Genomic DNA, 26,784 nt, shown 5'->3' with positions numbered 1-26,784 from the left:
CATATTTAGGATAATGATTATGACTACCAAAGCCACTCCTAACCGTGTACCTAATTTTTCAGCAGGCCCTGCTACTATACCGACCGCCGTGTTATCACGTGCTCAAGAAGAGTTGCTAGACTGGCAAGGACGCGGCGTATCGGTGATGGAAATCAGCCATCGTAGTAAAGAATACATCGCGATTACTGAAAAAGCTGAAGCCAAACTGCGCTCATTGATGGATATTCCAGACAATTATAAAGTGCTGTTTTTGCAAGGTGGCGCCAGCTTACAGTTTTCAGCCATTCCATTAAATCTGTTAAATGGTGGACGCGGTGACTACCTCACTACTGGTGCTTGGTCAGGAAAAGCCATTAAAGAAGCGCAGCGTTATGCTAATTTAGGTCTTGGTGAAGTTAATCTGGTGGCAACAGGCAAAGACAGTAACTTTACCGACGTGCCAGACCAAAGTGACTGGAACCTGAGCGAAGATGCGGCGTATTTCCACTACTGTGCCAATGAGACCATTCATGGTTTGCAAGTATTTGAGCCACCGAAAGTTGATGCGCCTATTATCGTTGATATGTCATCTTGCATTTTGTCACAACCGATTGATGTGTCTAAATTTGGGATGATTTATGCTGGTGCGCAAAAGAATATTGGTCCAGCAGGGCTAATTATTGTCATCATTCGCGAAGACTTATTAGGGCAGGCAAGTGAGTGGTGCCCGTTACTCATGAACTATGAACACCAAGCCGAAAAAGAATCTATGTCGAACACGCCAGCGACGTACTCTTGGTACTTGGCAGGGCTGGTCTTTGATTGGTTAGAAGAGCAAGGCGGCGTTGCTGCTATCGGAAAAATCAATCAACAAAAAGCGAATTTGCTCTATAAAACGATTGATGATAGTCGCTTTTATAGCAATCCAGTCGACACTAAGTATCGCTCTATCATGAACGTCCCATTTACCTTGGCTGACAGCAGTCTTGATAAAGTGTTTTTAGAAGAGTCAGAAGCCGCAGGTTTACTGCATCTAAAAGGTCACCGCGATGTTGGCGGTATGCGTGCTAGCATCTACAATGCGGTGTCGCTAGACTGGGTGCAGCAATTGGTCGACTTTATGATTGCGTTTGAAAAGAAGCACGCTTAAGTCAGTACAGTTTTTGGCAAAAAGACGCACTTTTATGAGTTGCGTCTTTTTTTATGAGCATTAATGCTTATCATTGGTGAATAATGTGTCATAGAGTCACTTTCACGCTGCAAACTATTAGGTTAAAAAATCTAAGTTTGTTATGATAAAATTTTGTGGAACTTACTGCTTTTTATTATAGAGCAGAACTTTAGTCAATTATCACCATATTCATTGGGCTAGCACAGGGGTTTGTTATAACTTTATTATGATAAAAAATACCATGCTAAAAACTGTCCTATTAGTGACCATGGCGAGCTGGATACCAGCCAGTATCGCGGTGCCGATCACTACTACTGCGCTTGGTCATAATAGTCCTACTGAATATATCGACGCTCCATTTATGCCGTATGCCAATCCAAATGCGCCCACTGGTGGCACGTTGTCGCTTGATGCGCGCGGTACTTTTAATGCGGCTAATAAATGGATGACGACGGGGGTAGCAATGGCTGGCACCGACTATTTATATGATACCTTGATGACAGGCTCATTAAATGAAGCTTTTACCATGTATCCGCAGCTGGCAAGTAAGGTCACTTATGACCCTGATGATACCAGCTGGATTATTTATCATATCAATCCTGCCGCACGCTTTTGGGATGGATCACCGGTGACCAGTCACGATGTAAAAGCCACTTACGACGCGATACTGAACAAAGGACCGATGTATATTCGCAGTTATTTGGGGGATATTAAAGACATTCAGATTATTAATAAACAACAAGTAAAGTTTGTTTTTGCCTCTGATAAAAATAAAGAGATTTTATTAACGGTTGGTCAATTTCCTATTTTTGCCAAGTCCTCTATCGATGCTGATTTTGAAAAAATTAGCCTAACGCCATTGATGGGTAGCGGTCCTTACAAATTAGGGCGCGTTGATGCGGGGCGTTCGATCAGTTATGTGCGTGATCCCAATTATTGGGGTCGTGATTTGATGGTCAATCGTGGTCGTTATAATTTTGATATGATTAAGTTTGTCTACTATCAAAGTGATGAGATTGCTTTTGAAGGTTTTAAATCGGGTCAATATCGTTTTCGCCCAGAGAATAAAGCGTCTAACTGGGCAACGGGTTATAATTTCCCCGCGGTAAAAGCAGGTCTTATTAATAAAGAATCAATAAGTAGTCAAAATCCAGTGCCGATGCAAGCACTTGTCATGAATATGCGTCGGCCCATCTTTCAAAATATTCGTGTCCGTCAAGCCTTAACCGCAGCTTATGATTTCGAATGGATGAATAAAACCTTATTTCATGGGCAGTATGAGCGTTTGCAAAGCTTTTTTCATGGCTCAGAGCTTGCCGCCACTGGCACGCCGACAGATGCAGAGATGCAGGTGCTAAGCCCATTATTATCTAAACTTGAACCAATGCAGCGCAAAGCGGTATTAATGGAGTGGCAGCTGCCAACCAGTGACGGTAGTGGCTTTAATCGCGAAGGGTTGTTAAAGGCGCGGCAGCTGTTGCTAGATGCTGGATTTTACTATGAAGATATGAAGCTGTATCAGCCGGATGGCAAGCTTGCTCAGATTGAAATTTTAATGACAGGCGAAACCATGGGTCGAGTGTTGTTGCCTTATATTCGTAATCTAAAGCGTTTAGGCTTTGATGTGACGTTACGCCAAGTGGATGGTGCACAATATTATGAGCGTGTGCGTCGTTTTGATTATGACATGGTAGTCGATGTATTCGCTCAGAGCTTATCGCCTGGTGCTGAGCAAGCGGCATTTTGGGGCAGTGCGGCGGCTGATGAGCCTGGTAATCATAATACGGCTGGCATAAAAAATACCGCTATCGATACAGTAACAGCGTTGCTTGCCAATGCTAAAAACCGTGATGAGATTGTACTCTATACTCAGGTGCTCGATCGCCTGCTGCGTGCAGGTCACTATTTGGTGCCGTTATATGGTAAGTCTAGTACCAATGTCGCATATTGGAATCAATACCGTCATACTGAAAAGCTGCCATCTAATGCCATCGGTATTGATTACTGGTGGACGGATAAAAAAGCAGAAGCACGCGTTAATCAATATTTAAAACAGTAATCGACAATGACAGTAAGTGACAGTGACATTAAAAGTAATTTGAAAGAATTTAATAGACATTAGCAATAAATATAACCACTGGTAAGGATTTAGCATGAGTATTCGTATTCACCCAATTAAAGCGTTCAATGACAACTATATTTGGACATTAATCAATGAGAGTAACAAGCAAGCCATTGTTATTGATCCGGGTCAAGCGGCACCAGTCGTTGCTTATTTAGAGGAAAATGGATTAGAGCTGACGTCTATCTGGACGACTCATCATCATCATGACCATATCGGCGGCGTTGCAGAGTTACAAGAATCGTATCCGATGACGCATCTGGTTGCGCATACTGAACATAATGTCGATGAAGATCAGACCATCAAAGATGGCAGTACAGTAAGCGCGTGGGGCTGCTCTGCGCAGGTATGGGATGTGTCCGGTCATACCGCCAGCCATATGGCTTATATATTAGATATCGATGGCCTTAAGCATTGCTTTTGTGGCGATACCTTATTTAGTGCTGGATGCGGACGTGTGTTTACAGGAACGATTGAGCAGTTGCATGACAGCTTTAAGCGTCTAAATGGACTGCCAGCTGATACGCTGTTATATCCTGCACATGAATATACCGCTAACAATCTACGTTTTGGGTTGTCGATTGAGCCTGATAATGAAGCGATGCAGCAAGCTTTGGCACAAGCAGAAGACAAAACCGCCCAAGGCATTCCGACGCTCCCTGTTACTTTAGAACATGAACGTGCGATCAATGTATTTTTACGCACGCAAGAGCCGAGTGTAATTGCAGGTGTAAAGGCTCAGTTTAATATCGATGATGATAAATCTTTGACTGTATTTGCAGCTCTACGTGAGCTTAAAAATAACTTTTAAATTCTAATCAATGCTTCGACTGACGCTTTGAGAGTTATTAGCTGCGCATTCTTTCTATTGCCATATTTCTTACTATTAGGAAGCCGCCATTATGGGTCGTTATATCTTAAAAAGGTTGTTATTGATATTACCGACGCTATTTTTGATATTGCTGGCGAATTTTGTCATTGTACAAGCAGCGCCCGGCGGTCCTGTTGAGCAGCAATTCGCCATGATTGAGCAAGGTGCAAAAGACAATGCCTTGGGCGGTAATATTGGTGCGGGTAGTTCAGGTAATAATAGTACGTATCAAGGCACGCGCGGCCTATCAGAAGAGATGGTGGCGGCGATTAATGCACAATATGGCTTCGACAAATCCGCGCCTGAGCGCTTTTGGCTGATGCTAAAAAATTATGCCCAGCTGGATTTTGGGGAGTCGTTTTTTAAAGGGCAATCGGTTACTAACTTGATTATCGAGAAGCTCCCCGTATCAATCTCGCTTGGGCTTTGGAGCACGCTGCTGATTTATATGATAGCGATTCCACTGGGGGTCTATAAAGCCATGCATCATGGCTCAGGGATTGATAAAGTCACAGCCATGCTACTGGCTATCGGCCATGCAATACCCGTTTTCGTATTTGCCGTTATATTACTGGTGTTTTTTGCCGGTGGTAGCTACTGGAATATTTTTCCGCTACAGGGACTAACGTCCGAAAACTTTGACCAATTAAGCACACTTGGTAAAGTGAAAGATTACTTTTGGCACTTGGCATTACCGCTGTTGGCAAGTACGGTTGGTGGGTTTGCTGGCTTGACGTATCTAACCAAATTTAGTTTTTTAGAAGAGTTGGGCAAGCAATACGTACTTACTGCACGTGCCAAAGGCTTGGGAGAGAGGCAAGTGTTATACGGGCATGTTTTTCGTAATGCCATGCTGATTATTATCGCCGGTATTCCAGCGGCTATCGTTGGCATTTTCTTTGCCGGTAATTTCCTTATTGAGATTATTTTTAAACTTGATGGTTTGGGCTTGTTAGGTTTCGAAGCCATTCAGCAGCGTGATTATCCCGTGATATTTGGCACGCTGTTTATTTTTACCTTGGTCGGACTGTTATTACAGTTAATCAGTGATTTAAGTTATCACTTAATTGATCCCCGTATCGATTTTGAGGGGCGCTAATGTCAAGTCATCCATTACCTTCAATGCACTCAAGCGCATCTGCTATTGCTATAGAAAAAAAACGTCGCCTAAATCCTATCTGGCAGGCACGACTTAATCGCTTTCGTCAAAATCGTCTTGGTGTCATATCGCTGTTTATTTTTGCCTTGATATTTGTCATCTGTATGGCAGCCAATGTGATTGCCAATGACAAGCCGCTGCTGGTGCAATATCAAGGCGATTACTACTTCCCCGTACTAAAAGCCTATCCTGAGACGACTTTTGGCGGAGTGTTTGAGACCGAGACCAATTACAAAGATCCTGCGGTACAAACACTGATTAATGATCAGGGTTATTATGTGATGCCGATCATTCCGTTTGCTGATCAGACGCCAAATGTTGAGCTGGGTATTCCATATCCAGCGGCACCCAATAGCCAGAATTGGCTTGGTACGGATGACTTGGGTCGCGATGTGCTGGCGCGTATACTGTATGGCATGCGAGTATCATTATTATTTGGTCTGGCATTGACACTTGCCGGTGCATTAATTGGTATTATCGTCGGTGCGATACAAGGCTATTACGGTGGTTGGATAGATTTGGCAGGGCAGCGCTTCATGGAGGTTTGGGGCGGTATGCCGCAGCTGTTTATGATTATTATTTTGGTCAGCTTATTTAGCCCTAGTATTTTTATGCTATTTGCGATGATGTTATTGTTTGGCTGGATGGGATTGGTTGGTTTGGTACGGGCAGAGTTTTTGCGCGCGCGCAACTTTGATTATGTGCGTGCGGCGCGTAATCTGGGGGCTTCCGACAGCCAAATCATGCTAAGGCATATCTTGCCCAATGCCTTAGCATCAAGCTTGTCACAGCTGCCGTTCATTTTAACGGCCAATATTATTGCGTTAACAGCGCTAGATTTCTTAGGTTATGGTTTACCGCCTGGGTCACCGTCTCTGGGTGAGCTGATGGTACAAGGGAAAAACAACCTTGATGCGCCTTGGCTGGCCCTATCGGGATTTTTTAGTTTAACCTTTATTTTGTCGTTGCTCATCTTCGTTGGCGAAGCACTGCGTGATGCCTTTGATCCGAGGCGCTCTTAATATGACAACTGAGAATATGACAACTGCTACTGAGCAAAATAGTCTTTTAAATGACAATCATATCAATATATCAAATAAGCTCATGCTGACAGTGGATAAGCTTAACATTGCAACCACTTCGGGTACTGTTTTAGTCGATAAGCTAACGTATGAGCTCAGGCAAGGTCAAACACTAGCCATCGTTGGTGAATCCGGCTCTGGTAAATCGATCGCAAGTCTCGCGCTATTAGGCTTGCTCCCAGATAGCTTGACCGTTACTGGTAAAGTGCAGTTAGCAGATACAGTAGGAATGACTACATTATCGATAGCCAACGATAGAACACGTAATGCAGCTCTACGTGATGTACGTGGTCAGCGCATCGGCATGGTGTTCCAAGAGCCAATGACAGCGCTTAATCCATTGCATACAGTTGCCAAACAAATTGTAGAATCGCTCCGTTTAATCGGAGTATCCAAAAATCAATGGCATGAAAAAAGTATCGCCTTGTTAAATGATGTCAATATCACCGATCCTACTGATAAGCTAAATCGCTATCCGCATGAGTTATCGGGTGGTCAGCGTCAGCGGGTGATGATTGCCATGGCATTAGCGCAGCAACCTGACATCTTAATCGCTGATGAGCCAACCACTGCGCTTGATGTGACCTTGCAACATGAGATTCTCGCTCTATTAGACAATCTTAAACGTCAGCATAATATGGCAATGATATTGATTAGCCATGACCTCAATCTGGTCAGGCGCTACAGTGATGAAGTCATCGTTATGCGTCAAGGGCAGACTATTGAGCAGGGTAGAACTGCAGCGGTATTTAGTCAGCCTAAAGCAGAATATACCCGCTCGCTTATCAAACAAGACTTTGGACACGCATTAGATTTATTTGATACTGAGAATCAGGAACCAACTGTATTGAAAGTAAATAACTTGCAAGTACAGTTCCCAATTGAAAAAAGTCTGTTTGGTGGTACCAAACGTTGGTTCGAGGCTGTTAAAGATGTCGATATGAGCCTGCAAAAAGGTCAGGCATTGGGTATTGTTGGTGAGTCAGGCTCAGGGAAAACTACCATAGCGCTTGCGTTAAGTCAGTTACTTAGCAATCAAGCGCGTGTCAGTGGTCAGATAATGGTGAATAATCAAGATATTGCGGCGTTATCAAAACGTGATTTGCGCACCTTCCGCTCACAGATTCAAATGGTTTTTCAAGATCCATTTGCCAGTATTAACCCTCGTATGACTGTCATGGAAATCGTCGAAGAAGGGTTGTTAGTACAAGGCGTTGTTAAAGTAGCACGTCAGCAGGCAGTAATGAACAGTCTTGCTACCGTGCATTTACCGTTAGAGTTTGCGCAGCGTTATCCGCACGAGCTATCAGGTGGTCAGCGTCAAAGGGTGGCTCTGGCTCGTGCCCTTATTATGCAGCCAAGTCTCTTAATATTGGATGAGCCAACGTCTGCGCTTGATAGCACTACGCAAGTCACTGTAGTGAATTTACTACGTGAGATTCAAGAAAAATTGCAAATCAGCTATGTGTTTATCAGTCATGATTTAAAAGTAGTCCGTGCCTTGTGTCAGCAAATTATAGTGTTAAAAGAAGGCAAGTGCATTGAGTTTGGGCGTACCGAAGATGTGTTTAATAATCCACAACATCCGTATGCAAAGCAATTATTTCAGGCGAGTGTGATATAGCCTAAGTAAATGATATTAAATACTCAGAACATAGCAGTTCATACTAATAGCGACATACCAAAAATCGCAATGGTACAATAAGTTTGGACAGTAGTTTACTTTATATAGAACCTAGTCCTATGTATATTATTTGAACCTTGATTTATTCGGTTAGTTCAAACGGTCATTATTACCATTAAAAGCATCATTAAAAAAGGATTTTTATACCCATGAAAAAACAAAATAGTATTGCTAAATTAGTAAGTAATAAGTTAGTAAGTAGCAAGTTAGTAAGTACCGATGGATTACAGCATGCTGGCTATTTAGCCGTTGCCAAGACACGCGCCAAAGTACTAAAAGCCTTTGCTTATGTTATCCCGATTAGAAGACCGATGTTATTCGTCGGCGAAAGCTCTTGTGATGAGCTATGCGACATGCTTATTAATGAAGGTAGCACCAATGTCTTTATCGTCACTGATGCGGTATTGAATAAGCTTGGTATACCTGCAAAAGTCACTGATTATTTAGATAGCAAAAATATCCGCTATAAAGTCTATGACGGTATTACGCCAGACCCTACTTTTAAAGTGGTTGAAGAAGGGCTACGCATCTCCGTTGATGCTAAATGCGATTCTATTATTGCTATCGGCGGCGGCTCTGTGATTGATGCAGCTAAAATGATTGCTATGTCACAAGGCAACAACTGCAAGCCGCAGCAACTTATCGGCATTCTTAAAGCACGAAAGCCTTCTGTACCGCTGTACTGTGTGCCTACAACTGCGGGTACTGGTTCGGAAGCGACACTTGGTGCAGTTGTATCAGATGATAAAACCCATCAAAAAGCCCTATCTATCGACCCAAGAATGGTGCCATTAGCCGCCGCTATTGACCCAGTTATTATGAAAGGGATGCCGGCTCATATCACAGCGGATACGGGTATCGATGTGTTGACCCACGCCTTAGAAGCTTGGATGAGTGCTAATGCGAGCGTCGAGACCGACTATTATGCGGCTTCTGCGGTGAAGTCAGTTATGCAGAATCTGCCAGTAGTATATAAAGACGGCGGCAATCTCAAAGCCAGAGAAGCAATGGGTATTGCCGCTCATTACGGCGGTATTGCCTTTAATAAAGCGGGCCTTGGCTATGTCCATGCCATTGCTCATCAGCTTGGTGCGTATTATAGTATTCCTCATGGTCGCGCCAATGCCATCGTGTTACCTTATGTACTTGATGTCAATCGTCAAGCAAGCAAAAAAAGACTAGCAGATCTGGCTAGAAAAACAGGTATGCTTAAGGATGGTCAAGCCGGCAAGAGTGATGCTGTGATTGCAGATCATCTGATTGCGCAAGTTCGCGAATTGGTCGCTACTTTAAATATCGATCCAACGGTTAAAGGTATGAAAACCACTGACTTTGATAGTATTGCTAAAGCCGCAGCTAAAGAAGTCAGTGATACCTATGCAGTGCCAACGTATCTGTCAGCATCTGAAATCAAGGGTATTTTAACGAAGATTCAGCAAGCCAGTGATGAGCATGCCGATACTGATGTTAAGAGCGATAAAGTTGCATAGATGATTTGCTAAATGAATAATCTAGTCATGAATTAATAGAAAGCTTATTATCGAAAGGTAATAAGCTTTTTTTATGGCCATTCATTAAATATGGTGTATATAAACAACACTTTAGGAATATTTCTGTGAGACCTAAGGGTTACGATGGTTACATGATATTACCCTTAGGAGCCTTTCATGACACACCGATTATTAGTGAATTATAAATTACCAGCTAAAGTCGTGGGCATGGCGATAGTAGCGAGCAGTGTCTTTTATGTCGGTTGCGCCTCCACTGAAAAACCGCCTACGATAAAAAATGTTTCCATTGACAATCCTTATGCGCCTACTGACCCCAATTTAGCAGTAGCAACGGTCGCTGGTGGCTGCTTTTGGTGTGTCGAGGCGGGTTATGAAAAGATTCCTGGTGTGGTAGAGGTAGTGTCAGGTTATACAGGTGGCGAATCTAAAAATCCAACTTATAGTACTGTTTCAGCTGGTGGTACAGGGCATACTGAAGCAGCCCAAGTTTATTATGATCCGACCAAGATTACCTACAATGGTATTGTTCAAGCCCTATGGCGAATCGCTGATCCTACTGATGATAAAGGTCAGTTTGTAGATAGAGGTGCCCAGTATCGCCCAGCTATTTTTTATAATAGTGAGCAAGAAAAGCAGATAGCCGAAGCTGCTAAGCAATCGCTGCAAGCTTCTGGCGTCTATAAAAAGCCAGTCGTAATCGAGATTGTGCCTGTTAGCGAATTTTATCCAGCAGAAGAGTATCATCAGGATTATTACAAAAAGAATCCACTACGTTATAAAGCTTATACGTTTAACTCTGGTCGCTACCAGTTCATTGAAAGTGTCTATGGTAAAAAATATGAGTTAGATTTCAACCAATTCAAACCGACTGTAACCAGTGCAAAGTCAGCAATGTCGAATACCTCGTCAGCTACAGTAAAGCCGTCGACAGTTAAGACAAGTGCAGGTTTTGACCCAGAGACCTTTGTAAAACCGACAAAAGCTGATCTTAAAAAATCACTAAGTGACATTCAATATAAAGTCTCTCAGGAAGATAGTACTGAGCGCGCTTTTGATAACGAATATTGGGATAATAAAGAACTTGGACTGTATGTCGATGTGGTATCAGGTGAACCATTATATTCGTCTCGTGATCAATACAAGTCCGGTACTGGTTGGCCGAGCTTTACTCGTCCATTGAATGCTAGCTTTGTCGTGGAAAAGGCAGATCGAGGAATATTTGGTACCCGTACCGAGATTCGTAGCCGTTATGCAGATTCACACGTCGGTCATGTATTTGACGATGGCCCGGCACCGACGGGTAAACGCTACTGCATGAACTCAGCAGCAATGCGTTTTATTCCACTGGCGCAGATGGAAGCGGCTGGCTATGGTAAATGGATTAATGACGTAAAATCAGATAGCTAGGGATTGTTTGACAACCTTTAATAGCTTTTCAACATTGTTTAATGACTGAAAATCGTGAATAGTTTGCATTAAAAAAGGATACCTAATTAGGTATCCTTTTTTTAAATTTAACGTTTTTAGTCTATTAGAAAGCAGGTTTACGCTTCGGTACAGCATCTAAGAACTCATTGCGCGCTTGATTGTCATGTACATACTCACCTAACATCGACATTGTGCGCGTAGTAGAGTGTTGCTTATTGACGCCGCGCATCATCATACACATGTGAGCAGCATCCATTACTACTGCCACACCGCGGCAGCCCGTCACATCCATAATCGTCTGCGCTATTTGTTCGCTTAAATTTTCTTGAACTTGCAAGCGACGAGAAAACATATCGACGATACGAGCAAATTTAGACAACCCTAACACTTGACCGTTTGGTAAATAACCAATGTGTGCTACACCATGAAAAGGCAACATATGGTGCTCGCACAATGAATAAAACTCAATATTCTGCACCAATACCAGCTCACGGTTGGTCGATGGAAACAAAGCGTCATTAACGACTTCATCTAAGCTTTGATGATAGCCTTTGGTCAAATGCGCAAATGCTTTGGCAGCACGTGTTGGGGTGTCTTCAAGTCCTGGACGATGCAAGTCCTCACCCGTTGAGGCGATGAGCTGGCGATAGGATTCGATGCTTTCTTGGTAGTCTGATGCTATTGTTGCAGTATTGCTCATAAGTTTGGCAGCCATCCAAAATGTGGGTGTAGCTTAACGCTAAATCCTTAGTTACAAACAATGGTTGTAAAGGATTATTATAAAAATTGTGCAAGCTGGGAGGGCTGTGATTATACTCGAAATCTACTTAACTTCATACTGCTGTAGCCGGTAGTTCACCGTTTTATCAATATTAAATGGTATTATTGAGCGGGATTAGGCATTAATACAGTGTAAGCAAATACAGTTTACGACTGTTTACTTAAATCAATTCGTGTATAATAACTCATCTTTCAATTGGTACTTCCACTCGCTATTTGTTAGCCAACTATTAAAAATAATCGATCATTTAAATGACCTAAATTAACTTAAAAGGAAATATTATGCTATTACAAGGACAGCGTTTTGTCGTTACAGGCATCGCTAGCAAACTATCTATCGCTTGGGCAATCGCTGAAGCACTACATCGTGAAGGCGCGTCGTTAATTTTGACTTATCCTAATGATAAAATCAAAAAACGGGTAGATATGGCGGCTGAAGCATTTGAGGCGGACTTGGTCCTTGAGTGTGACGTGGCATCAGATGCGTCTATTGCGGCTTGTTTTGAGCAAGTCACTGCCCATTGGGGCGATGGCATCAATGGCGTAGTACATGCGATTGGCTTTGCACCGATGGATCAGCTTGATGGTGATTTTGTCAATGCGACAACCCGTGAAGGCAGTCATATCGCCCATGATATCTCAAGCTATAGCTTTGTGGCATTGGCAAAAGCATCGCGTGAGCTACTTGCTATGCGCCACGGCTCAATGTTGACGTTGACTTATGAAGGCAGTATTTCAGTATTGCCGAACTACAACGTCATGGGTATGGCAAAGGCGAGTCTTGAAGCCAGTGTTCGCTACCTTGCAACTTCAATGGGCGGTGAGGGCATTCGCGTCAACGCGATCTCGGCAGGTCCTATTCGTACGCTTGCCGCCAGTGGCATCAAGTCATTCCGTAAAATGCTCGATATCAGTGAAAAAATCGCCCCGTTACAGCGCAACATTACTCAAGCTGAAGTCGGTAATGCCGCACTATTTTTATTGTCGCCTTGGGCATCTGGTATCACTGGCGAGATTATGTTTGTTGATGCAGGCTTCAATACGGTTGCGATCAGCGAGCAGCTAATGATGCTTGATGAGCAGAAATAGTTAAAAGGTAATCCTCAGCGATATATAATGAGAAGTAAGGAAGGCAGCCAATCGGCTGTCTTTTTTGATTATACTATGGGTTTTTTGCTGATAAGCCATTAAGCGACGAATATGATAACCAAATTACCAAGATGGATATTGTGGGGTGGCGCCGTATTGGCATTCAGTGCAGGCTGTGTCAATACGGCCGCATTAATGGGTTTTACCAATTTATCTGTTTCGCATGTGACAGGTAACGTAAGCTTGTTTGCCGCTGCTATCGCTTATCTAGACATTCGAAGCCTTTTATTTATCGGCGCGTTACTGCTGTCTTTTTTGGCAGGGGCTGTATTAAGTGGTTTTGTTATCGGTCAGACGTCATTGAAGCTTGGTCGACGTTATGGCAATGCGCTTTATATTGAAGCGGCATTATTGTTAATAAGCTATTGGTTATACCAGCAGCACGATTATCTAGGACAGCTTGCCGCCGCTATGGCATGTGGCTTACAGAATGCGATGGTTGCAACTTATAGCGGTGCAGTGATTCGTACCACGCATTTAACAGGACTAACCTCAGATATGGGCGCTGCCATCGGTAATTGGCTGGCGGGTCGTCGCATCAGTAAGCCAACATTAGGCTTTCAGGCGATTATTTGGTACTGTTTTTGCACTGGCAGTGCCGTAGGTGCTTTTTTATATGCCAGAGTGGGCTATGGTGCGTTGTTTTTGCCTATTACTATTGTTCTGAGCGCAGCCTTCGTATACAACTATGTATCAGACAATCTACCAGAAAAAAGACAGCCAAGAAAAAAGCGCTCATCAGTTTGATAAGCGCTTTTTCATTTTTAAATTTTATTTCAATCGAATCCATACAGACTACTGATCGTCTTCTTTATGGTCTTCATGTTCGTGCAACCCTTGCATCATATCTAATGCAGAATCGTCAGTACGCTGCTGATCTTCTTTAGCCAATCCATCTTGGTTGATGTCTTTTGGTGCCATTTTCGTCGTTGAGTCAGTTTTGTTGTCATCTGCCATGAGAATCTCCTATTTGTTGTTTTTATTAACGTTCTTCACCAACTCAGTATGTGATACAGCTTATGAGTTGTACAGGGAAGATATGAACATATTTAGTGACGGTATGTAACTTTGTATCAAACTGACTTCTGGTTTTTGAAAATAGACTTAAATCCATACTTATAAAGTCAGTTGGTTTTGGGTAGATGAAATAAAGAGTATATTTCTGACAAGGTTTTCAATATGTCTATATTGATAATATTTTGGTGGATAATATTTCTGCTATGATGGCACCTTATTTTTATAAGTACTGTTATTAAGTACGATTATAAAGGTATGGTTAACGGCTGAAATACGTCTTTATGTTTATAATTTTTAACACCGTCTTTGGGTACAATAAGGACATTATATGTCAGAGAAAAAACTAGATAGCCATCTTCCTAACGATGGCAACGAGTATTTATTTACAGATACCTTCCCAAAAGGTACCGGTAAAGGATTGATAGTTGTCGCTATCGCGGCGGTTATCAGTCTGTTTATCTATAATGTATTGCCGTACGATATCAGTGCCAATAAAGGCCTCGCCATGTTGTTCTTTATCGGCGTTTTATGGTTAACTGAAGCGGTACATGTGACGATTACAGCGATATTGGTGGTGGTCATAGGAGCGCTAATTGGTTTACCGGATTTCGATGCTGAAATTGGCTTACAAAGCTTTGCTAATCCAATTATTTATTTGTTCTTTGGTGGCTTTGCACTAGCGGCGGCATTGCATGTGCAGCAATTAGACAGGAAAATAGCGCTTAAGATTCTATCAATGTCAGGTGGTAATCTGAGGAATGCGGTATTCTTAATATTTGGGGTCACCGCATTTTTATCGATGTGGATATCAAATACGGCTACTGCAGCGATGATGCTGCCACTGGCGCTTGGTATTCTAACGCAGGTTGACCGCGAAAAAGACCGTGGCACTTTTGTGTTCGTACTATTAGGTATTGCCTATTCTGCGAGCCTTGGTGGTTTGGGTACGATCGTTGGTTCACCACCCAATGCTATTGCTGCAAAAGCGCTGGATATTGCGTTTGTCGATTGGATGAAGTTTGGTATTCCGATGATGTTGGTGCTGTTGCCATTATTGCTCGGTGCGATGTATTTATTCCTCAAGCCCAATCTTAATCGTCAGGTCACGCTGAACGAAGATGATGAGGCTATTGCATGGAATAAGCCGCGTGTACTGACGATTATTGTTTTTATCGTCACAGCGCTAAGCTGGATACTCTCGAAACAAATTGGTGCCGCACTCAATATTGATGATGTTGATTCTATTGTGGCACTGTTAGCAGCATCAGCGGTGGTCAGCTTAGGGTTGGTTTCATGGAAGCAAGTTTCTGATAACACCGACTGGGGCGTGCTCATGTTGTTCGGTGGTGGTATTGCGCTATCAACGGTGTTAAAAGTGTCAGGCGCATCGTTGGTTCTTGGTCAAGCAGTTGCTAATGGACTGTCCTCTGCACCGCTTATCGTCGTGGTACTGGCAGTTGCAGCATTCATTATATTCTTGACAGAATTTGCTTCTAATACGGCTTCTGCTGCCTTGTTAGTCCCTGTGTTTGCGGCTATTGCTGAGCAAATGGGTCTGCCACCTGCAGTGTTAGTCATGATTATTGGTATCGGTGCTTCTTGCGCATTTATGCTACCAGTTGCCACGCCACCAAACGCTATTGTCTTTGGGACGGGTCTTATTAAGCAGACAGAGATGATACGTGTTGGTGTCATACTGAATGTTATTTCTACCTTTATCATAGGTTTGTGGGCATATTTTTTCTTACTATAACCTATGAGTGAAGACAGTTATAACCGAACAAACCCAATGTTTAAGTGATTCTTAAACATTGGGTTTTTCATTTACTAGTAGTCATAATGTCGGTATAAAATACTTATCGTTTCTTTCTTGTTATCATTGATGTATTAGCTGCTCAAAGCAGATTGGGATGACTATTAACTGACTAGGTTTATCTAACAAGGAACATATAAGATGTCTAAGGAATCTCTAAAATGCCAACCCTATATATGATTCAATTAGGCGGTCGTCCCAAAGGACGGTTGATTGAACAACACGATATATTTTTTGGCGTGGCCAATCAGGTTAATGAATTAATAGCAGATATCAATAACCATTGGCCTGAAGTGAAAAATAAGTGGCATATTGATTCATACCGCGCTATTAGCAAAGTTGATAATTATGCGATTAAATTAGTGGAATCCAATATTCAAGCAGAGTGCGCCAACGACTTAAAGCTATTCTTTATCAATTTAGGCGGCTATCAGCAGGGCAGTTTTGAAGAGTTTCATTATAAGCTACTTATCGTAGCTGATAGCCAAGCAGATGCAGTTAAACAAGCAAAACAGAGCGAATTTTATAAACAATTTACTTTTAAAGATACAACATCGCCTTTTAACGCTGCCTCACATATTGATGACAAGTTTGAGTTGGATATAGACGACATATATAACGTCAATGATCTTATCTCAAATGTTAAAATCATTATCGAGCCTCTTGCTAGAGCGCTTGATAAAAATATAAATGTCATAGAAGATAAAAAGTACGTAGGATATTTAAGTATTAAAAATCTTAAAAAATTAGCACTGTGATAATATTAATTGTCGCTTATGAGTTTATGAGTTTTAAGAGATACGTCTAATCACTCCTTATCTCTGTGAGATTTTTGGTTATTTTATAAATTTGATACGTTCTATAAGCAACAACTCAAGTCTAGGCCATACACGAGTAACTTGAATCGCAGCTCAATTATCCCCATAATCTAACTACTCCTAAATAATAAATAGCCTAAGTAAATATGCCTGATACTTCAAGAGAAAATCAAGAAAAAAGCCAGCCTGTACAAGCCGAAAATCTAAACGCCGAGACAAAAAATACGCAGAAAGAAAGTGTGGATACTCAACAGGTTATTTCTGTTGCTAATTTACCTGTGCTCGCAAAGGACGAGTATTATCTCAGTCGCCTTGAGCGTGAGCTGGCACGTGCAAAATCGTCTGCTAATAAAAATAGCAATACGGATGACAAACACAAGGTTAAAAATAGCAATGATTTGGATAAAAAACGCGCGCAATATGAGCAATTAAAAGCTCGCTCGCAACAAGCGGTGCAAGCGCGTATAGAGAGCATTCCAGATAGGTTGGCAGAAAAACTGAATCAGGATCTCCCTGTTAGCCAACGTGGTGATGATTTGATTCAGGCAATCATCGATAACCAAGTGATTATCGTTGCAGGTGAGACAGGCTCAGGTAAAACTACGCAGCTGCCTAAGTTAGCAATGTTAGCAGGGCGCGGTATACGTGGGCAAATAGGGCATACACAGCCTCGACGACTGGCGGCACGCAGTGTAGCAAACCGTATCGCTGAAGAATTGGGCGAGCAGCTTGGTAATACGGTCAGCTTCAAGATTCGCTTTAACGAGCAAGGCACAGCGCAATCTGTCGTTAAACTAATGACTGATGGTATTTTGCTTGCTGAACTTGGTCATGATCGTTTTTTGAGTAAATACGATACTATTATTATTGATGAAGCCCATGAGCGTAGTTTAAACATTGACTTTATTATGGGTTATTTAAAAAAACTGCTGCCCAAGCGCCCTGATTTAAAAGTCATTATTACCTCTGCAACCCTCGATACTAAGCGTTTTAGCGAATACTTTAGTCGCTACGATAATAAGCTTAAACGGCAAATTCCTGCGCCTATTTTTAATGTCGAAGGACGAAGCTTCCCGGTCGAAGTGCGTTATCGTCCGTTAACAGATGAGCCAGTAACCAGCTCAGACGATGATAGCTACGACGACTTTGAAGAAAATCTGCCACGTGCGGTGGTTGCTGCAGTGGAAGAATGCTTTAGCGATGCACAAAATAAAGGTCATGCTGATCAAGCAGATATCTTGATATTTGCCGCCACTGAAGCAGAAATTCGTGAGCTCCAAGAGTTGCTTGAGCGTCATGGTCCCAAGCACACCGAAGTATTGCCACTATTTGCACGGCAGACCTATGAAGAGCAACAGCGTATCTTTCAGCCCTCAGATCGCGGTCGGCGTATCGTTATTGCGACCAACGTCGCTGAGACGGCATTGACCGTACCGGGTATCCGCTATGTGATTGATTTGGGTTTTGCGCGTATATCACGCTATTCTTATCGTTCGCGCGTACAGCGTTTACCAATTGAAGCCATCTCACAAGCAGCAGCCAATCAGCGTAAAGGTCGCTGCGGTCGTGTTGCGCCGGGTGTTTGTATTCGTTTATATAGTGAAGAGGACTTTACTGGTCGTCCTGAATTTACGGACCCTGAGATTTTACGCACTAACTTAGCATCCGTTATTTTACAAATGGCAAATCTGCGCCTAGGAAGCGTCGATGATTTCGCCTTTATTGAGCCGCCTGACAGTCGCTTGGTTACTGATGGACATAAATTGCTTGATGAGTTAGGCGCGATTACTGCTAAAAACGACGTACCTTCAGCTAAACAAACTAACAAGCCAAAATCAAACCAGGGTCTGGATCATCTGGTTCTGACACCGACTGGTCAAAAGATGGCACGTATGCCAATCGATCCAAGGCTGGCACGTATGCTGGTAGCTGGTAGCGATTTTGATTGTATCCGAGAAATGCTCATTGTCGTTGCGGCGCTTGCGGTCCAAGATCCACGCGAGCGGCCAGTAAATAAGCGCCAGCAAGCGGATCAGAAGCATGCTGAATTTCGCCAAGATGACTCTGATTTTTTATTCTATTTAAGTCTGTGGAAAGCACTGTTTGAGAAAGACGAAGATGGCAATAAGTTGTCTGGCAATCAGCGTAAGCAGTTTGCGAAGAAAAACTATCTAAGCTTCCCGCGTGTACGTGAGTGGAGTCAAACCCATCGTCAGTTAGTACAAATGGTCACTGAGCTTAAGCTGACTGATGCTAATGAGGCAAAAACTGCTGACAAGAATGCCTCGAAAGAAGTGACTCACAGTGATCCTACCGCGATTGAAGATGAAGCACTCAAAGCGGTTAAATACGCCAATTTACATCGCGCATTGTTAACGGGTTTGTTGTCTACGATTGCTCACAAAACTGAAAATCGCGGTGAATACTTAGCCGCTCGCCAGCAGAAAGCCAAAATATTTCCAGCCAGTACGGTTTTTAAGCAAATACCACCTTGGGTCATGGCTTTTGAAGTGGTTGAGACATCGCAAGTCTTTATGCGTACCGTTGCCAAGATTGAACCAGAATGGATTATCTCAGCCGCCGGTAACTTATTAAAATATCACTACTTTGAGCCACATTGGTCGAAGAAGACGGGGCGTGTCAAAGCTTATGCCCAAATCAGTTTATTTGGTCTGATTATTATCAGTAAGCAACTGACCAACTATGAGCAAGTTAATCTAAGCGAGTCGCGTGAGATATTTATCCGTGACGGTCTGGTTACTGGAAATTTAGGTAGACAAGCACCGTTCTTACAGCATAATATGGATAAAATTGCTGACATTGAACGCATCGAGGATAAATTACGCCGCCGTGATCTATTGGTCGATGAAGAGTCCTTGTATCAGTTTTATGATAAAAAAATCCCCGATCATATTGCGAGCCGCAAAACGTTTGAAGACTGGCGTGCCGAAGTTGAAAAAACCGATAGTAAGTATCTGTTCTTTACCGATGAAGACGTGCTTAATAGCCAAGCGCCGACCACAGGCGATTTCCCAGAAGTGTGGAAGCTTGGTGACTTAAAGCTGCCACTACGCTATATCTTTGATCCAGCAAGCGATGATGATGGGGTGACCATCCGTGTGCCGCTTGTCGCCCTACCGCAGCTTGATGCGATTGAGCTTTTATGGGGTGTACCCGGTTGGCGTTATGAGCTGGTATTACAGTTATTAAAATCATTACCAAAAGACATTCGTCGTCAGATTGTACCTATTCCTGATACTGCCGATAGTTTGTTTGATGAGTTGCAGCCTGCGGGTGGACAGGGGTTATTAAAACAGCTTTGCCAAGCACTCAACCGCCGTGGCATTATGTCAGTTACTACAGAGCATTTTAATCCGTCTAGTATCGATCGTTATTTGCAGCCACAAATCTGCGTGGTCGATGATAAGAACCGTATCATCGAAAAAGGACGCGATCTGCAAACGCTACAGATTCGCCATGCCTCTCAGACGCGCCAAGCGGTGAATGAGCAGCAAGGCGCGCATACAGAATTTCCTGAACACTTTGCCTTTAGTAAAAACCATCATAGCGCAGGCGTGGTTATGAAGCAGTTTGCTGCTTTGGTTGCTGATGAGGCAGGTGAAGCGGTATCTATCCATCAATATACCGATGTTAATGCAGCACTGCAGGCGCACCGTATCGGGGTGTTAACGCTAATCAAAAGCAGACTTGGCTCAAAGAAAAAACAGCTTACCAGTCAAGTCGACAATATATTTAAACTGGCATTCGCACCGCTTGGTGATATGGAAAAGCTTAAAACTATCATCATTGATGCGACTTTAGATGCAACACTCGAAGAGCACTATGTATTGTTTGATCATACGGCAGACCTACCTGAGAGTGCTAATGATGTTGCGGTTGGACTCAGTGAGGAGCTACCCTTTACTCCTGAAGAGTATAGCCAAACGCTCGATGTGATACTAAGTAACTTCTTGCTGATTGGTCAAACAGTCATAAAAACCCTCAAAAATGTTTATACCCGCTGGCAACGTATTCGCCAAAGCATGCTAATGCTTGATCGAGAGATATTTGGCGAGTCTATTGAAGATATTGAAGATCAGTTAGCAGATTTGCATTTGGCTGATTTTGTTTATCGTATGGATTATAGCCACTGGCAGCAGTATCCACGCTATCTGGAAGCGCTAGAGATTCGTATCGACCGCCTTGAGCACAATGTCGAAGCTGACCTCGATGGCGTCTATGCCCTTGACTTACATATGGAAAGACTTGCAGGACGTGCTAATGATAAAGCCATCAGCGATTACCGCTGGATGGTCGAGGAGTACCGCATTCAACTGTTTGCTCAGCCGATGAAAACCCGTATGGCGGTATCGCCCAAGCGTCTAAGTAAGATATGGGATAAAATGAGTTAGCATAAAAGTAAGTACTTCAGTAACCGTTCGCAAATTTTTATGGTCATGCTTTTAGTTGCTAGTTGCTAGTTGCTAGTTGCTAGTTGCTAGTTGCTAGTTGCTAGTTGCTAGTTGCTAGTTGCTAGTTGCTAGCAACTAAAAGCATGACGCTCTTGTCCGTATTATCAAAAAGCTTATTCAACCGCTTATATAGATATCTTAGACATTATCATGACACTGGCTGCTAAGCTCATACCTTACAAGCCTTTCTAGAGGAATAAATATTCAAGCAGTCGCCATGCACCGATTGCTAACCTCTACAGTGTTTCAGTTATCATTTTTATAAAATTGATGCATCTCTTTCACGTTAACAGTCGTATTTGAATCTCTGTCATCTCTTACATTGGCTGGTGCTGTGATCGCATTTGTACAAGGTATTAGTTTGTTATTACCGCAATTATTCCGTACTTTGCCGGATTTTTGCGTGAGTGGTCAAGTAGCTTTCAAGCCGTTTGGCTGATGCTACTTATCACATTGGTGAGCATGCTGATTATTACTATGAAGCTTGCGCCTGAGAGTTATGCAAAGACAATGAATTATTCATAAAATCAAATCAAGGATTGAAGATGGGAATTACAGCTATGGATAGCGTCTCTTGTACTGAGACACAAGATACAAAAATCTCGTTACTTACAGGCGAGATGGCACAAGATATGGTGAATGCTGCATTTATAGAGTCTAAAAGGCATGGTCTAATGGTATCGGTGACGGTGGTTGATCGTTCTGGGCAAATACTGGCCTTTTTAAAGGATCACCGAGCGGGTGTGCACACTATTCGCTCAAGTTATAAAAAAGCCTATACAGCCAATTCGCAAAAAAGAGAAACAGCGGTTATCGCTAGAGGTGTTGCGGACGGTAGTATTGCTGCCGACATCAGGTACCTTGATGAAAACATACTGATAATGCCGGGCGGTATTCCTGTATATATTGATGGTATTGTGGCTGGTGGTATTGGTGTGGGCGGCGCACATGGCAATGAAGACGTAAGTATTGCTCGCGCAGGCTTAAGCGTTTTAGAGTAAATACATAGGGCGAGTTCCACGCACTAATTTTTAATTTTCACAATCTTTAGACAGTGCGTAGATATAGCTTATAGGCTTTCCCCAAATAATGCAGATATCAATAAAATAAAAAAAGGCTGGATTAGCAATCGCTAACCCAGCCTTTTTACGTTAAAAAAGAAAAACTAAGGGGTTAGTTTGACCTTTGGATATACCATATTAGCAGGAGAGAGTAGGTTGTCTAACGTCTCTTTATCCATCAGGTTCTCTTCTAGAACGATGTCATAAACACGACCACCGGTTTCTTGGGCTTTTCTTGCCACATAGGTAGACGACTCATAACCCAAATGTGGGTTTAATGCGGTGACCAGACCAATATTGTTGAATACTTCAGTATTACACGCTTCATTATTCATCATTACGCCATCGATGCAGCGCGTGGCAAATATCTCACAGATATTTGCCATCATGCTCATACCGGTAAATAAGTTGAAAGCAATGACTGGCTCAAAGACATTGAGTTGTAGCTGAGCGTTTTCTGATGCCATGACGATAGCGGTATCAATACCCATTACATGAAAACACGCTTGATTGACCACCTCAGGTATAACAGGGTTTACTTTACCCGGCATGATTGAGCTACCAGGCTGCATCTCAGGCAGGCGATATTGTGCCAAGCCTGCACGAGGACCCGAGGATTGTAAGCGTAAGTCATGAGCAATCTTTGATAGACGAGCAGCAAATAGACGCAGATTGCCAGACAAAGCAACATAAGCACTGGTATCTTGTGTGGCTTCAATCAAATCTTCAGCAATATAATAAGGTCTGCCAGTTAGCTCTTGTAACGTCTCAGCACACAGCTCTGAATACCCAGCAGGTGCATTCAAGCCAGTACCGATAGCAGTACCGCCCATATTAATCTCATGAAACAGCGCACGAGTTGACTCGATACGTGCCATCTCCTTTTTGACCATCGTTGCAAAAGCGTTGAATTCTTGACCTGCAGTCATCGGTACCGCATCTTGTAAATGGGTGCGTCCCATTTTTAATTGATCGGCAAATTCGATGCTTTTGTTAATTAGGCTTTGATTCAGTATGGCCATCTTTTCTAACAAATGGGTGCAATAGTCATCCAATGCGACATTGAGCGCCGTTGGATAGGCATCATTGGTCGACTGCGAAAGGTTGATATGATTGTTTGGATGGACATGCTGATATTGCCCTTTTTCATAGCCTAATATCTCTAAAGCACGATTGGCAATGACCTCATTGACATTCATATTGGTTGAGGTGCCTGCGCCGCCTTGAAACATATCGACGATAAATTGGTCATGATATTTATCAGCGATTAAGTCATCACACGCTGCGACAATCGCATCTTTAACGGTATTATTTAATACTCCAACTTTGTTAAGCGCACACCGCTCATAGTGAGGTTTTCAAAAGCACGTAAGGTTTGGATGCCGTAGTAAGCGTCAGCCGGCACATCGCGATGACCAAGTAAGTCATATTCTTGGCGAGTAGTGGTTGTCATTTAATAGAATTCCTTCAATAAAAAGCCCTGATAAAAACGTCCATCGCCTGCGATATTTATAAAAACCCTGTTATCACTATGGCGATGCCGCCTCAAATGAGCATTATAGACAACATTTCAGCATAAGCGCCTTATATTGTGACTAATATGGCTGTTTATTTAAAATAAAGACCAATACTGCGCTCAAGATGACAGTACTTGCTATCATAAAAGTTAAAGTGATCGGCTCAGACAAAATCACCACGCCCAGTAAAGCTGCAAGCACGGGCACACAAAGCTGTATAACGGCAGCCTGTGTGTTTTTTAATAAAGGCATTGCCATATACCAGATGCTGTAGCCAACACCAGAGGCAATTGCCCCTGATGCACACGCCAACCATATCCCTTCCATGGTGATACTGTCGATATGAATGAGTTGCACATCCATAATGTTTTGATATATAAAACCAGCGACTAATAATATCGGTATCGCTAGCAAACTTCTGATGAAATTAAAACCTGTGGCTCGCAGCGGTGAGAGACAGGTCTTGCCGCGTATGCTATAGATACCCCACGCCACACCGCTGATTGCCATGAGCATGGCAGCGAGTAATGAAGGCATTGAGGCCGATGGTAGCATCAAATATACAAATCCTGTGATGGCAATAATAAAGGCAATCCATTGCAAATGACTCAACGTCTCTTTTTTATAAATCCCCCAACCAATCATAGTGAGCTGAACCGCTGAAAATAAAATCAGCGCCCCAGTGCCAGTCTCAAGCTCTACATAGGCAATCGAAAAACACAGCGCATAAATAACCAAGCTTATGCTACTCAGCCAATTCCCTCTTTCACTTAATATCTCTTCATTGAAAGAATGACTAAGTCTCAATTTGCGATGTCTTAAGTAGTAGGACTGAGCTGCCATGATCATACTCAAGCAGACAGCAGCGCTTAATAGGCGAACAATGGTAAAGCTCCAAGCGTCTATATAACCCTCTGCTAAGGCCATCCTACAAAACAGAGAGTTTGCAGCAAAGGCTATTAACGCAATCAGCGTATACAATGTGACTTTCAAAAATAATTCCTACAATTAATAAGTGAGTTTTTGCATAAAATAGAGCAGCTTTAAATAGAGTGGTTTTGATGCCATCATTAAAAATAATAACAAGGAAAAAAATATGGATTGGGCAAGTATTTTCATTCATGATACAACATGGACATTTGCTGCTGAGATACTGATACGTGTCATTGTCATGTTTGTGCTCATCATTTCATTTTTGCGCTTTACCGGCAAGCGCGGCGTTCGACAGCTCTCCATCTTTGAGCTTACTATCATCTTGTCACTGGGATCTATCGCAGGTGACCCGATGTTTACCGAGGATTTACCGATTATCCAAGCAGTACTAATCATGAGTACGGTAATACTGCTTTACCGGCTCTGTACATGGGGCATGATGAAATATCAGCCTTTTGAAGATTTGTTAGAAGGCAAGTCCTTATATATCGTCGAAGATGGCATGCTGGTACACGACAAAATAGCAGAAGGGAAAATGTCACATGATGAGTTTTTTGCGGAAATGCGCCAACAGGGGGTCGAGCATTTAGGTCAGGTTCGTACCGGTTTGCTTGAAACCGATGGCAATTTTAGTCTTTTATTATACCCACCTGATGACACTGGCTATGGTCTGCCACTTTTCCCGAAACAGTATCAGGCGGTTGAGCAGGTAGAATCAGGAACATATTACGCTTGTATGTACTGTGGATATTTGGACTTTATCTCTGATGTCAATCAGCCTTGCGAGCGCTGTGAAGATAACTGCCGGAATTGGGCAAAAGCCTTAAACACTAAGCTCGTAAGATAGTAATGGGTGCAAGATTTGACAGTGTTTATTAAATAGCCTAAGCATTATTATTTAATTTAAATGCGTCTAGCAATTTTAACACTTGTTGAACCCGCGCCTCTCTATCACCACCAATGACCCGAAAGGATTTGTTGTGAATCGTTAGCTGATCAGCAAAATAAGCGCTTATTTCATCGCGCTGATGTGGGCTATCACGCAAATCGTCAGCGACCCAAGGCGTATCAACGTCGGTTAATAGTATTAAGTCATAATGATGCACCAATGCTGCTTGGGTAAGCGTTTCAGGGCAATCGCCATAATACCAATTAGAGTAGACCATCAGCTCAAACAAGCTGGTATCGCAAAATAAATAATGATGGTCGTTTGACGTTTGTGATACTTGCTTTGCCAACTTATTCTCAAGCAGTATCTGACCTTGTGCAATAGGCAGCAAGTCATCCCACGTACAGGTCAGTTGCTCGTCGTCCCATTTAGCTTGCAAGTAACTGCGCATATATTCTGGCACCCAAGGACAGCCAAAATGGGTAGCTAAATCACGGCATAGGGTGGTTTTTCCCGTACTTTCTGCGCCTAAAACTGCGACCTTGATGACGGATTTAGGCGTATGCTGCGTGAGATTGAAGGCGGTAGCGTCGTTGCCATTCATAATAAGCCCAAATTGCGATAAGAGTGAAAACTACGTATTGTAATGCTGTAAAGGTTAGACCTTTATAAAAATAAAGCGGTACTGAGATAGCATCAGCGACAATCCAGAGTATCCAATGCTCAATCTTACGCCGTGCCATCAGCCACATCGCCATCAAAAACAGGGCAGTGGTCAGCATGTCAGTATAGTCAACCCACGTAAATAGATGCATGCCAAGCTCAGCACCATCGAAGCTGAAGTTGTTATTAATGACTGGTCTAAAATAATAAACCAGACCAACAAAAGCTATAGTTGCCGCGGCTAATAATGCCAATATAGGGACATCATTTTTATCTAAACGTTCTACTTGGATAAGGTTTGGCGCATCAGTAGTTTTAAGCTCTTGGTTATGTTGCTGAGCGGTGGGGTTTATATGGTCTCGATGCTGTGTAAGTTCTTTATTTTTTGACCAATTGATCCAGCCATAAATACTCATAACGGTATAATAAGCATTGATAAACATATCACCAAATAATTGCCATTTCCATAACAGATAGACAAATATAGCGGTGCTGACCAAGCCAATAGGGAATACCAAAATATTGGTTTTGCTGGCGAGTATTACACTGGCTACCCCAAAGATAACCGCAATCAATTCCAACCCGATAAACAAGGTCGGATAGTCGGCATACTGACCAAACAACCAATTCAAAAGTTCCACCATTGTCATTCCAAAATAGATAAT

The 26,784-nt window shown here is 42.7% G+C and carries 20 protein-coding genes and 1 pseudogene; 15 read left to right on the top strand and 6 right to left on the bottom strand.

The genetic code is table 11. The annotated features are described in order from the left end of the window. Positions 1-19: 19 nt before the first annotated feature. The 8 genes from serC to msrA all read left to right on the top strand — a co-directional run bounded on the left by serC (position 20) and on the right by msrA (position 10,986). Positions 20-1,129: a 3-phosphoserine/phosphohydroxythreonine transaminase gene (serC, locus tag VLA57_RS00385; protein ID WP_333953994.1), complete on the top strand. Its 1,110-nt coding sequence runs from the start codon at positions 20-22 to the stop codon at positions 1,127-1,129. 247 nt (positions 1,130-1,376) lie between these two features. Continuing rightward, complete coding sequence (locus VLA57_RS00380; protein ID WP_333953993.1) at positions 1,377-3,209, top strand: extracellular solute-binding protein; 1,833 nt, start codon at positions 1,377-1,379, stop codon at positions 3,207-3,209. A gap of 94 nt (positions 3,210-3,303) precedes the next feature. Then, complete coding sequence (gloB, locus tag VLA57_RS00375; protein ID WP_333953992.1) at positions 3,304-4,083, top strand: hydroxyacylglutathione hydrolase; 780 nt, start codon at positions 3,304-3,306, stop codon at positions 4,081-4,083. A 91-nt stretch (positions 4,084-4,174) separates the two neighbouring features. Beyond that, positions 4,175-5,242, top strand: a complete 1,068-nt coding sequence (gene yejB / locus VLA57_RS00370; RefSeq protein WP_333953991.1) for a microcin C ABC transporter permease YejB — start codon at positions 4,175-4,177, stop codon at positions 5,240-5,242. Between the two features lie 23 nt (positions 5,243-5,265). Beyond that, positions 5,266-6,324 (top strand): ABC transporter permease, encoded by a 1,059-nt coding sequence (locus VLA57_RS00365; protein WP_333954460.1) that lies wholly within the window; start codon positions 5,266-5,268, stop codon positions 6,322-6,324. A 1-nt stretch (position 6,325) separates the two neighbouring features. Next, complete coding sequence (locus VLA57_RS00360; protein WP_333953989.1) at positions 6,326-8,008, top strand: ABC transporter ATP-binding protein; 1,683 nt, start codon at positions 6,326-6,328, stop codon at positions 8,006-8,008. 209 nt (positions 8,009-8,217) lie between these two features. After that, positions 8,218-9,558, top strand: coding sequence for an iron-containing alcohol dehydrogenase (locus VLA57_RS00355; RefSeq protein ID WP_333953988.1), 1,341 nt, complete (start codon positions 8,218-8,220; stop codon positions 9,556-9,558). Between the two features lie 177 nt (positions 9,559-9,735). Further along, positions 9,736-10,986, top strand: coding sequence for a peptide-methionine (S)-S-oxide reductase MsrA (msrA, locus tag VLA57_RS00350; RefSeq protein ID WP_201551343.1), 1,251 nt, complete (start codon positions 9,736-9,738; stop codon positions 10,984-10,986). A 124-nt stretch (positions 10,987-11,110) separates the two neighbouring features. Here msrA and folE read toward each other — a convergent pair whose 3' ends face one another. Beyond that, positions 11,111-11,707, bottom strand: coding sequence for a GTP cyclohydrolase I FolE (folE, locus tag VLA57_RS00345; protein WP_226939345.1), 597 nt, complete (start codon positions 11,705-11,707; stop codon positions 11,111-11,113). A 362-nt stretch (positions 11,708-12,069) separates the two neighbouring features. On the opposite strand from folE, the gene VLA57_RS00340 reads away from it, so the two are divergent. Together VLA57_RS00340 and VLA57_RS00335 are read left to right on the top strand one after the other, a co-directional pair. Continuing rightward, positions 12,070-12,876, top strand: coding sequence for an enoyl-ACP reductase FabI (locus VLA57_RS00340; RefSeq protein WP_201551341.1), 807 nt, complete (start codon positions 12,070-12,072; stop codon positions 12,874-12,876). A gap of 111 nt (positions 12,877-12,987) precedes the next feature. Further along, positions 12,988-13,683: a YoaK family protein gene (locus tag VLA57_RS00335; RefSeq protein ID WP_201551339.1), complete on the top strand. Its 696-nt coding sequence runs from the start codon at positions 12,988-12,990 to the stop codon at positions 13,681-13,683. Positions 13,684-13,731: 48 nt separating this feature from the next. Here VLA57_RS00335 and VLA57_RS00330 read toward each other — a convergent pair whose 3' ends face one another. Continuing rightward, the gene (locus VLA57_RS00330) at positions 13,732-13,893 is read right to left on the bottom strand and encodes a hypothetical protein (RefSeq protein WP_011513753.1); all 162 of its coding nucleotides are present in this window, start codon (positions 13,891-13,893) and stop codon (positions 13,732-13,734) included. A gap of 388 nt (positions 13,894-14,281) precedes the next feature. On the opposite strand from VLA57_RS00330, the gene VLA57_RS00325 reads away from it, so the two are divergent. The 4 genes from VLA57_RS00325 to VLA57_RS00310 all read left to right on the top strand — a co-directional run bounded on the left by VLA57_RS00325 (position 14,282) and on the right by VLA57_RS00310 (position 22,057). Next, on the top strand, positions 14,282-15,706 hold the full coding sequence (locus VLA57_RS00325) for an SLC13 family permease (RefSeq protein ID WP_149409436.1): 1,425 nt from the start codon (positions 14,282-14,284) through the stop codon (positions 15,704-15,706). Positions 15,707-15,927: 221 nt separating this feature from the next. Next, complete coding sequence (locus VLA57_RS00320) at positions 15,928-16,524, top strand: DUF1543 domain-containing protein (RefSeq protein ID WP_333953985.1); 597 nt, start codon at positions 15,928-15,930, stop codon at positions 16,522-16,524. A gap of 206 nt (positions 16,525-16,730) precedes the next feature. Beyond that, on the top strand, positions 16,731-20,996 hold the full coding sequence (hrpA, locus tag VLA57_RS00315; RefSeq protein WP_333953984.1) for an ATP-dependent RNA helicase HrpA: 4,266 nt from the start codon (positions 16,731-16,733) through the stop codon (positions 20,994-20,996). A gap of 605 nt (positions 20,997-21,601) precedes the next feature. Continuing rightward, on the top strand, positions 21,602-22,057 hold the full coding sequence (locus tag VLA57_RS00310; RefSeq protein WP_149409434.1) for a GlcG/HbpS family heme-binding protein: 456 nt from the start codon (positions 21,602-21,604) through the stop codon (positions 22,055-22,057). 164 nt (positions 22,058-22,221) lie between these two features. Here VLA57_RS00310 and VLA57_RS00305 read toward each other — a convergent pair. Both VLA57_RS00305 and VLA57_RS00300 read right to left on the bottom strand, forming a co-directional pair. Then, positions 22,222-23,570, bottom strand: a pseudogene (locus VLA57_RS00305) (aspartate ammonia-lyase). A 142-nt stretch (positions 23,571-23,712) separates the two neighbouring features. Beyond that, the gene (locus tag VLA57_RS00300) at positions 23,713-24,627 is read right to left on the bottom strand and encodes a DMT family transporter (RefSeq protein ID WP_333953982.1); all 915 of its coding nucleotides are present in this window, start codon (positions 24,625-24,627) and stop codon (positions 23,713-23,715) included. A 103-nt stretch (positions 24,628-24,730) separates the two neighbouring features. Here VLA57_RS00300 and VLA57_RS00295 point away from each other — a divergent pair, with 103 nt between their 5' ends. After that, positions 24,731-25,414, top strand: coding sequence for a DUF421 domain-containing protein (locus VLA57_RS00295; protein WP_333953981.1), 684 nt, complete (start codon positions 24,731-24,733; stop codon positions 25,412-25,414). Positions 25,415-25,451: 37 nt separating this feature from the next. Here VLA57_RS00295 and VLA57_RS00290 read toward each other — a convergent pair whose 3' ends face one another. Beyond that, positions 25,452-26,060: an ATP-binding protein gene (locus tag VLA57_RS00290; RefSeq protein WP_333953980.1), complete on the bottom strand. Its 609-nt coding sequence runs from the start codon at positions 26,058-26,060 to the stop codon at positions 25,452-25,454. Then, positions 26,011-26,763: a nicotinamide riboside transporter PnuC gene (pnuC, locus tag VLA57_RS00285; protein ID WP_333953977.1), complete on the bottom strand. Its 753-nt coding sequence runs from the start codon at positions 26,761-26,763 to the stop codon at positions 26,011-26,013. The genes VLA57_RS00290 and pnuC overlap by 50 nt, the downstream gene beginning before the upstream one ends. Positions 26,764-26,784 lie beyond the last annotated feature (21 nt).

It is taken from the genome of Psychrobacter sp. S4(2024) (assembly GCF_036861305.1).
Taxonomy (GTDB): Bacteria; Pseudomonadota; Gammaproteobacteria; order Pseudomonadales; family Moraxellaceae; genus Psychrobacter; species Psychrobacter cryohalolentis.
Note: the sequence above shows the minus strand (reverse complement) of the source record. Positions and strands in the feature narration are given on the sequence as shown.

Excerpts from the sequence above, each read along its gene's own strand:
- serC (WP_333953994.1), top strand. The coding sequence starts at position 20 with ATGACTACCAAAGCCACTCCTAACCGTGTACCTAATTTTTCAGCAGGC.
- VLA57_RS00380 (WP_333953993.1), top strand. The coding sequence starts at position 1,377 with ATGATAAAAAATACCATGCTAAAAACTGTCCTATTAGTGACCATGGCG.
- gloB (WP_333953992.1), top strand. The coding sequence starts at position 3,304 with ATGAGTATTCGTATTCACCCAATTAAAGCGTTCAATGACAACTATATT.
- yejB (WP_333953991.1), top strand. The coding sequence starts at position 4,175 with ATGGGTCGTTATATCTTAAAAAGGTTGTTATTGATATTACCGACGCTA.
- VLA57_RS00365 (WP_333954460.1), top strand. The coding sequence starts at position 5,266 with ATGCACTCAAGCGCATCTGCTATTGCTATAGAAAAAAAACGTCGCCTA.
- VLA57_RS00360 (WP_333953989.1), top strand. The coding sequence starts at position 6,326 with ATGACAACTGAGAATATGACAACTGCTACTGAGCAAAATAGTCTTTTA.
- VLA57_RS00355 (WP_333953988.1), top strand. The coding sequence starts at position 8,218 with ATGAAAAAACAAAATAGTATTGCTAAATTAGTAAGTAATAAGTTAGTA.
- msrA (WP_201551343.1), top strand. The coding sequence starts at position 9,736 with ATGACACACCGATTATTAGTGAATTATAAATTACCAGCTAAAGTCGTG.
- folE (WP_226939345.1), bottom strand. The coding sequence starts at position 11,707 with ATGAGCAATACTGCAACAATAGCATCAGACTACCAAGAAAGCATCGAA.
- VLA57_RS00340 (WP_201551341.1), top strand. The coding sequence starts at position 12,070 with ATGCTATTACAAGGACAGCGTTTTGTCGTTACAGGCATCGCTAGCAAA.
- VLA57_RS00335 (WP_201551339.1), top strand. The coding sequence starts at position 12,988 with ATGATAACCAAATTACCAAGATGGATATTGTGGGGTGGCGCCGTATTG.
- VLA57_RS00330 (WP_011513753.1), bottom strand. The coding sequence starts at position 13,893 with ATGGCAGATGACAACAAAACTGACTCAACGACGAAAATGGCACCAAAA.
- VLA57_RS00325 (WP_149409436.1), top strand. The coding sequence starts at position 14,282 with ATGTCAGAGAAAAAACTAGATAGCCATCTTCCTAACGATGGCAACGAG.
- VLA57_RS00320 (WP_333953985.1), top strand. The coding sequence starts at position 15,928 with ATGCCAACCCTATATATGATTCAATTAGGCGGTCGTCCCAAAGGACGG.
- hrpA (WP_333953984.1), top strand. The coding sequence starts at position 16,731 with ATGCCTGATACTTCAAGAGAAAATCAAGAAAAAAGCCAGCCTGTACAA.
- VLA57_RS00310 (WP_149409434.1), top strand. The coding sequence starts at position 21,602 with ATGGGAATTACAGCTATGGATAGCGTCTCTTGTACTGAGACACAAGAT.
- VLA57_RS00295 (WP_333953981.1), top strand. The coding sequence starts at position 24,731 with ATGGATTGGGCAAGTATTTTCATTCATGATACAACATGGACATTTGCT.
- VLA57_RS00290 (WP_333953980.1), bottom strand. The coding sequence starts at position 26,060 with ATGAATGGCAACGACGCTACCGCCTTCAATCTCACGCAGCATACGCCT.
- pnuC (WP_333953977.1), bottom strand. The coding sequence starts at position 26,763 with ATGGTGGAACTTTTGAATTGGTTGTTTGGTCAGTATGCCGACTATCCG.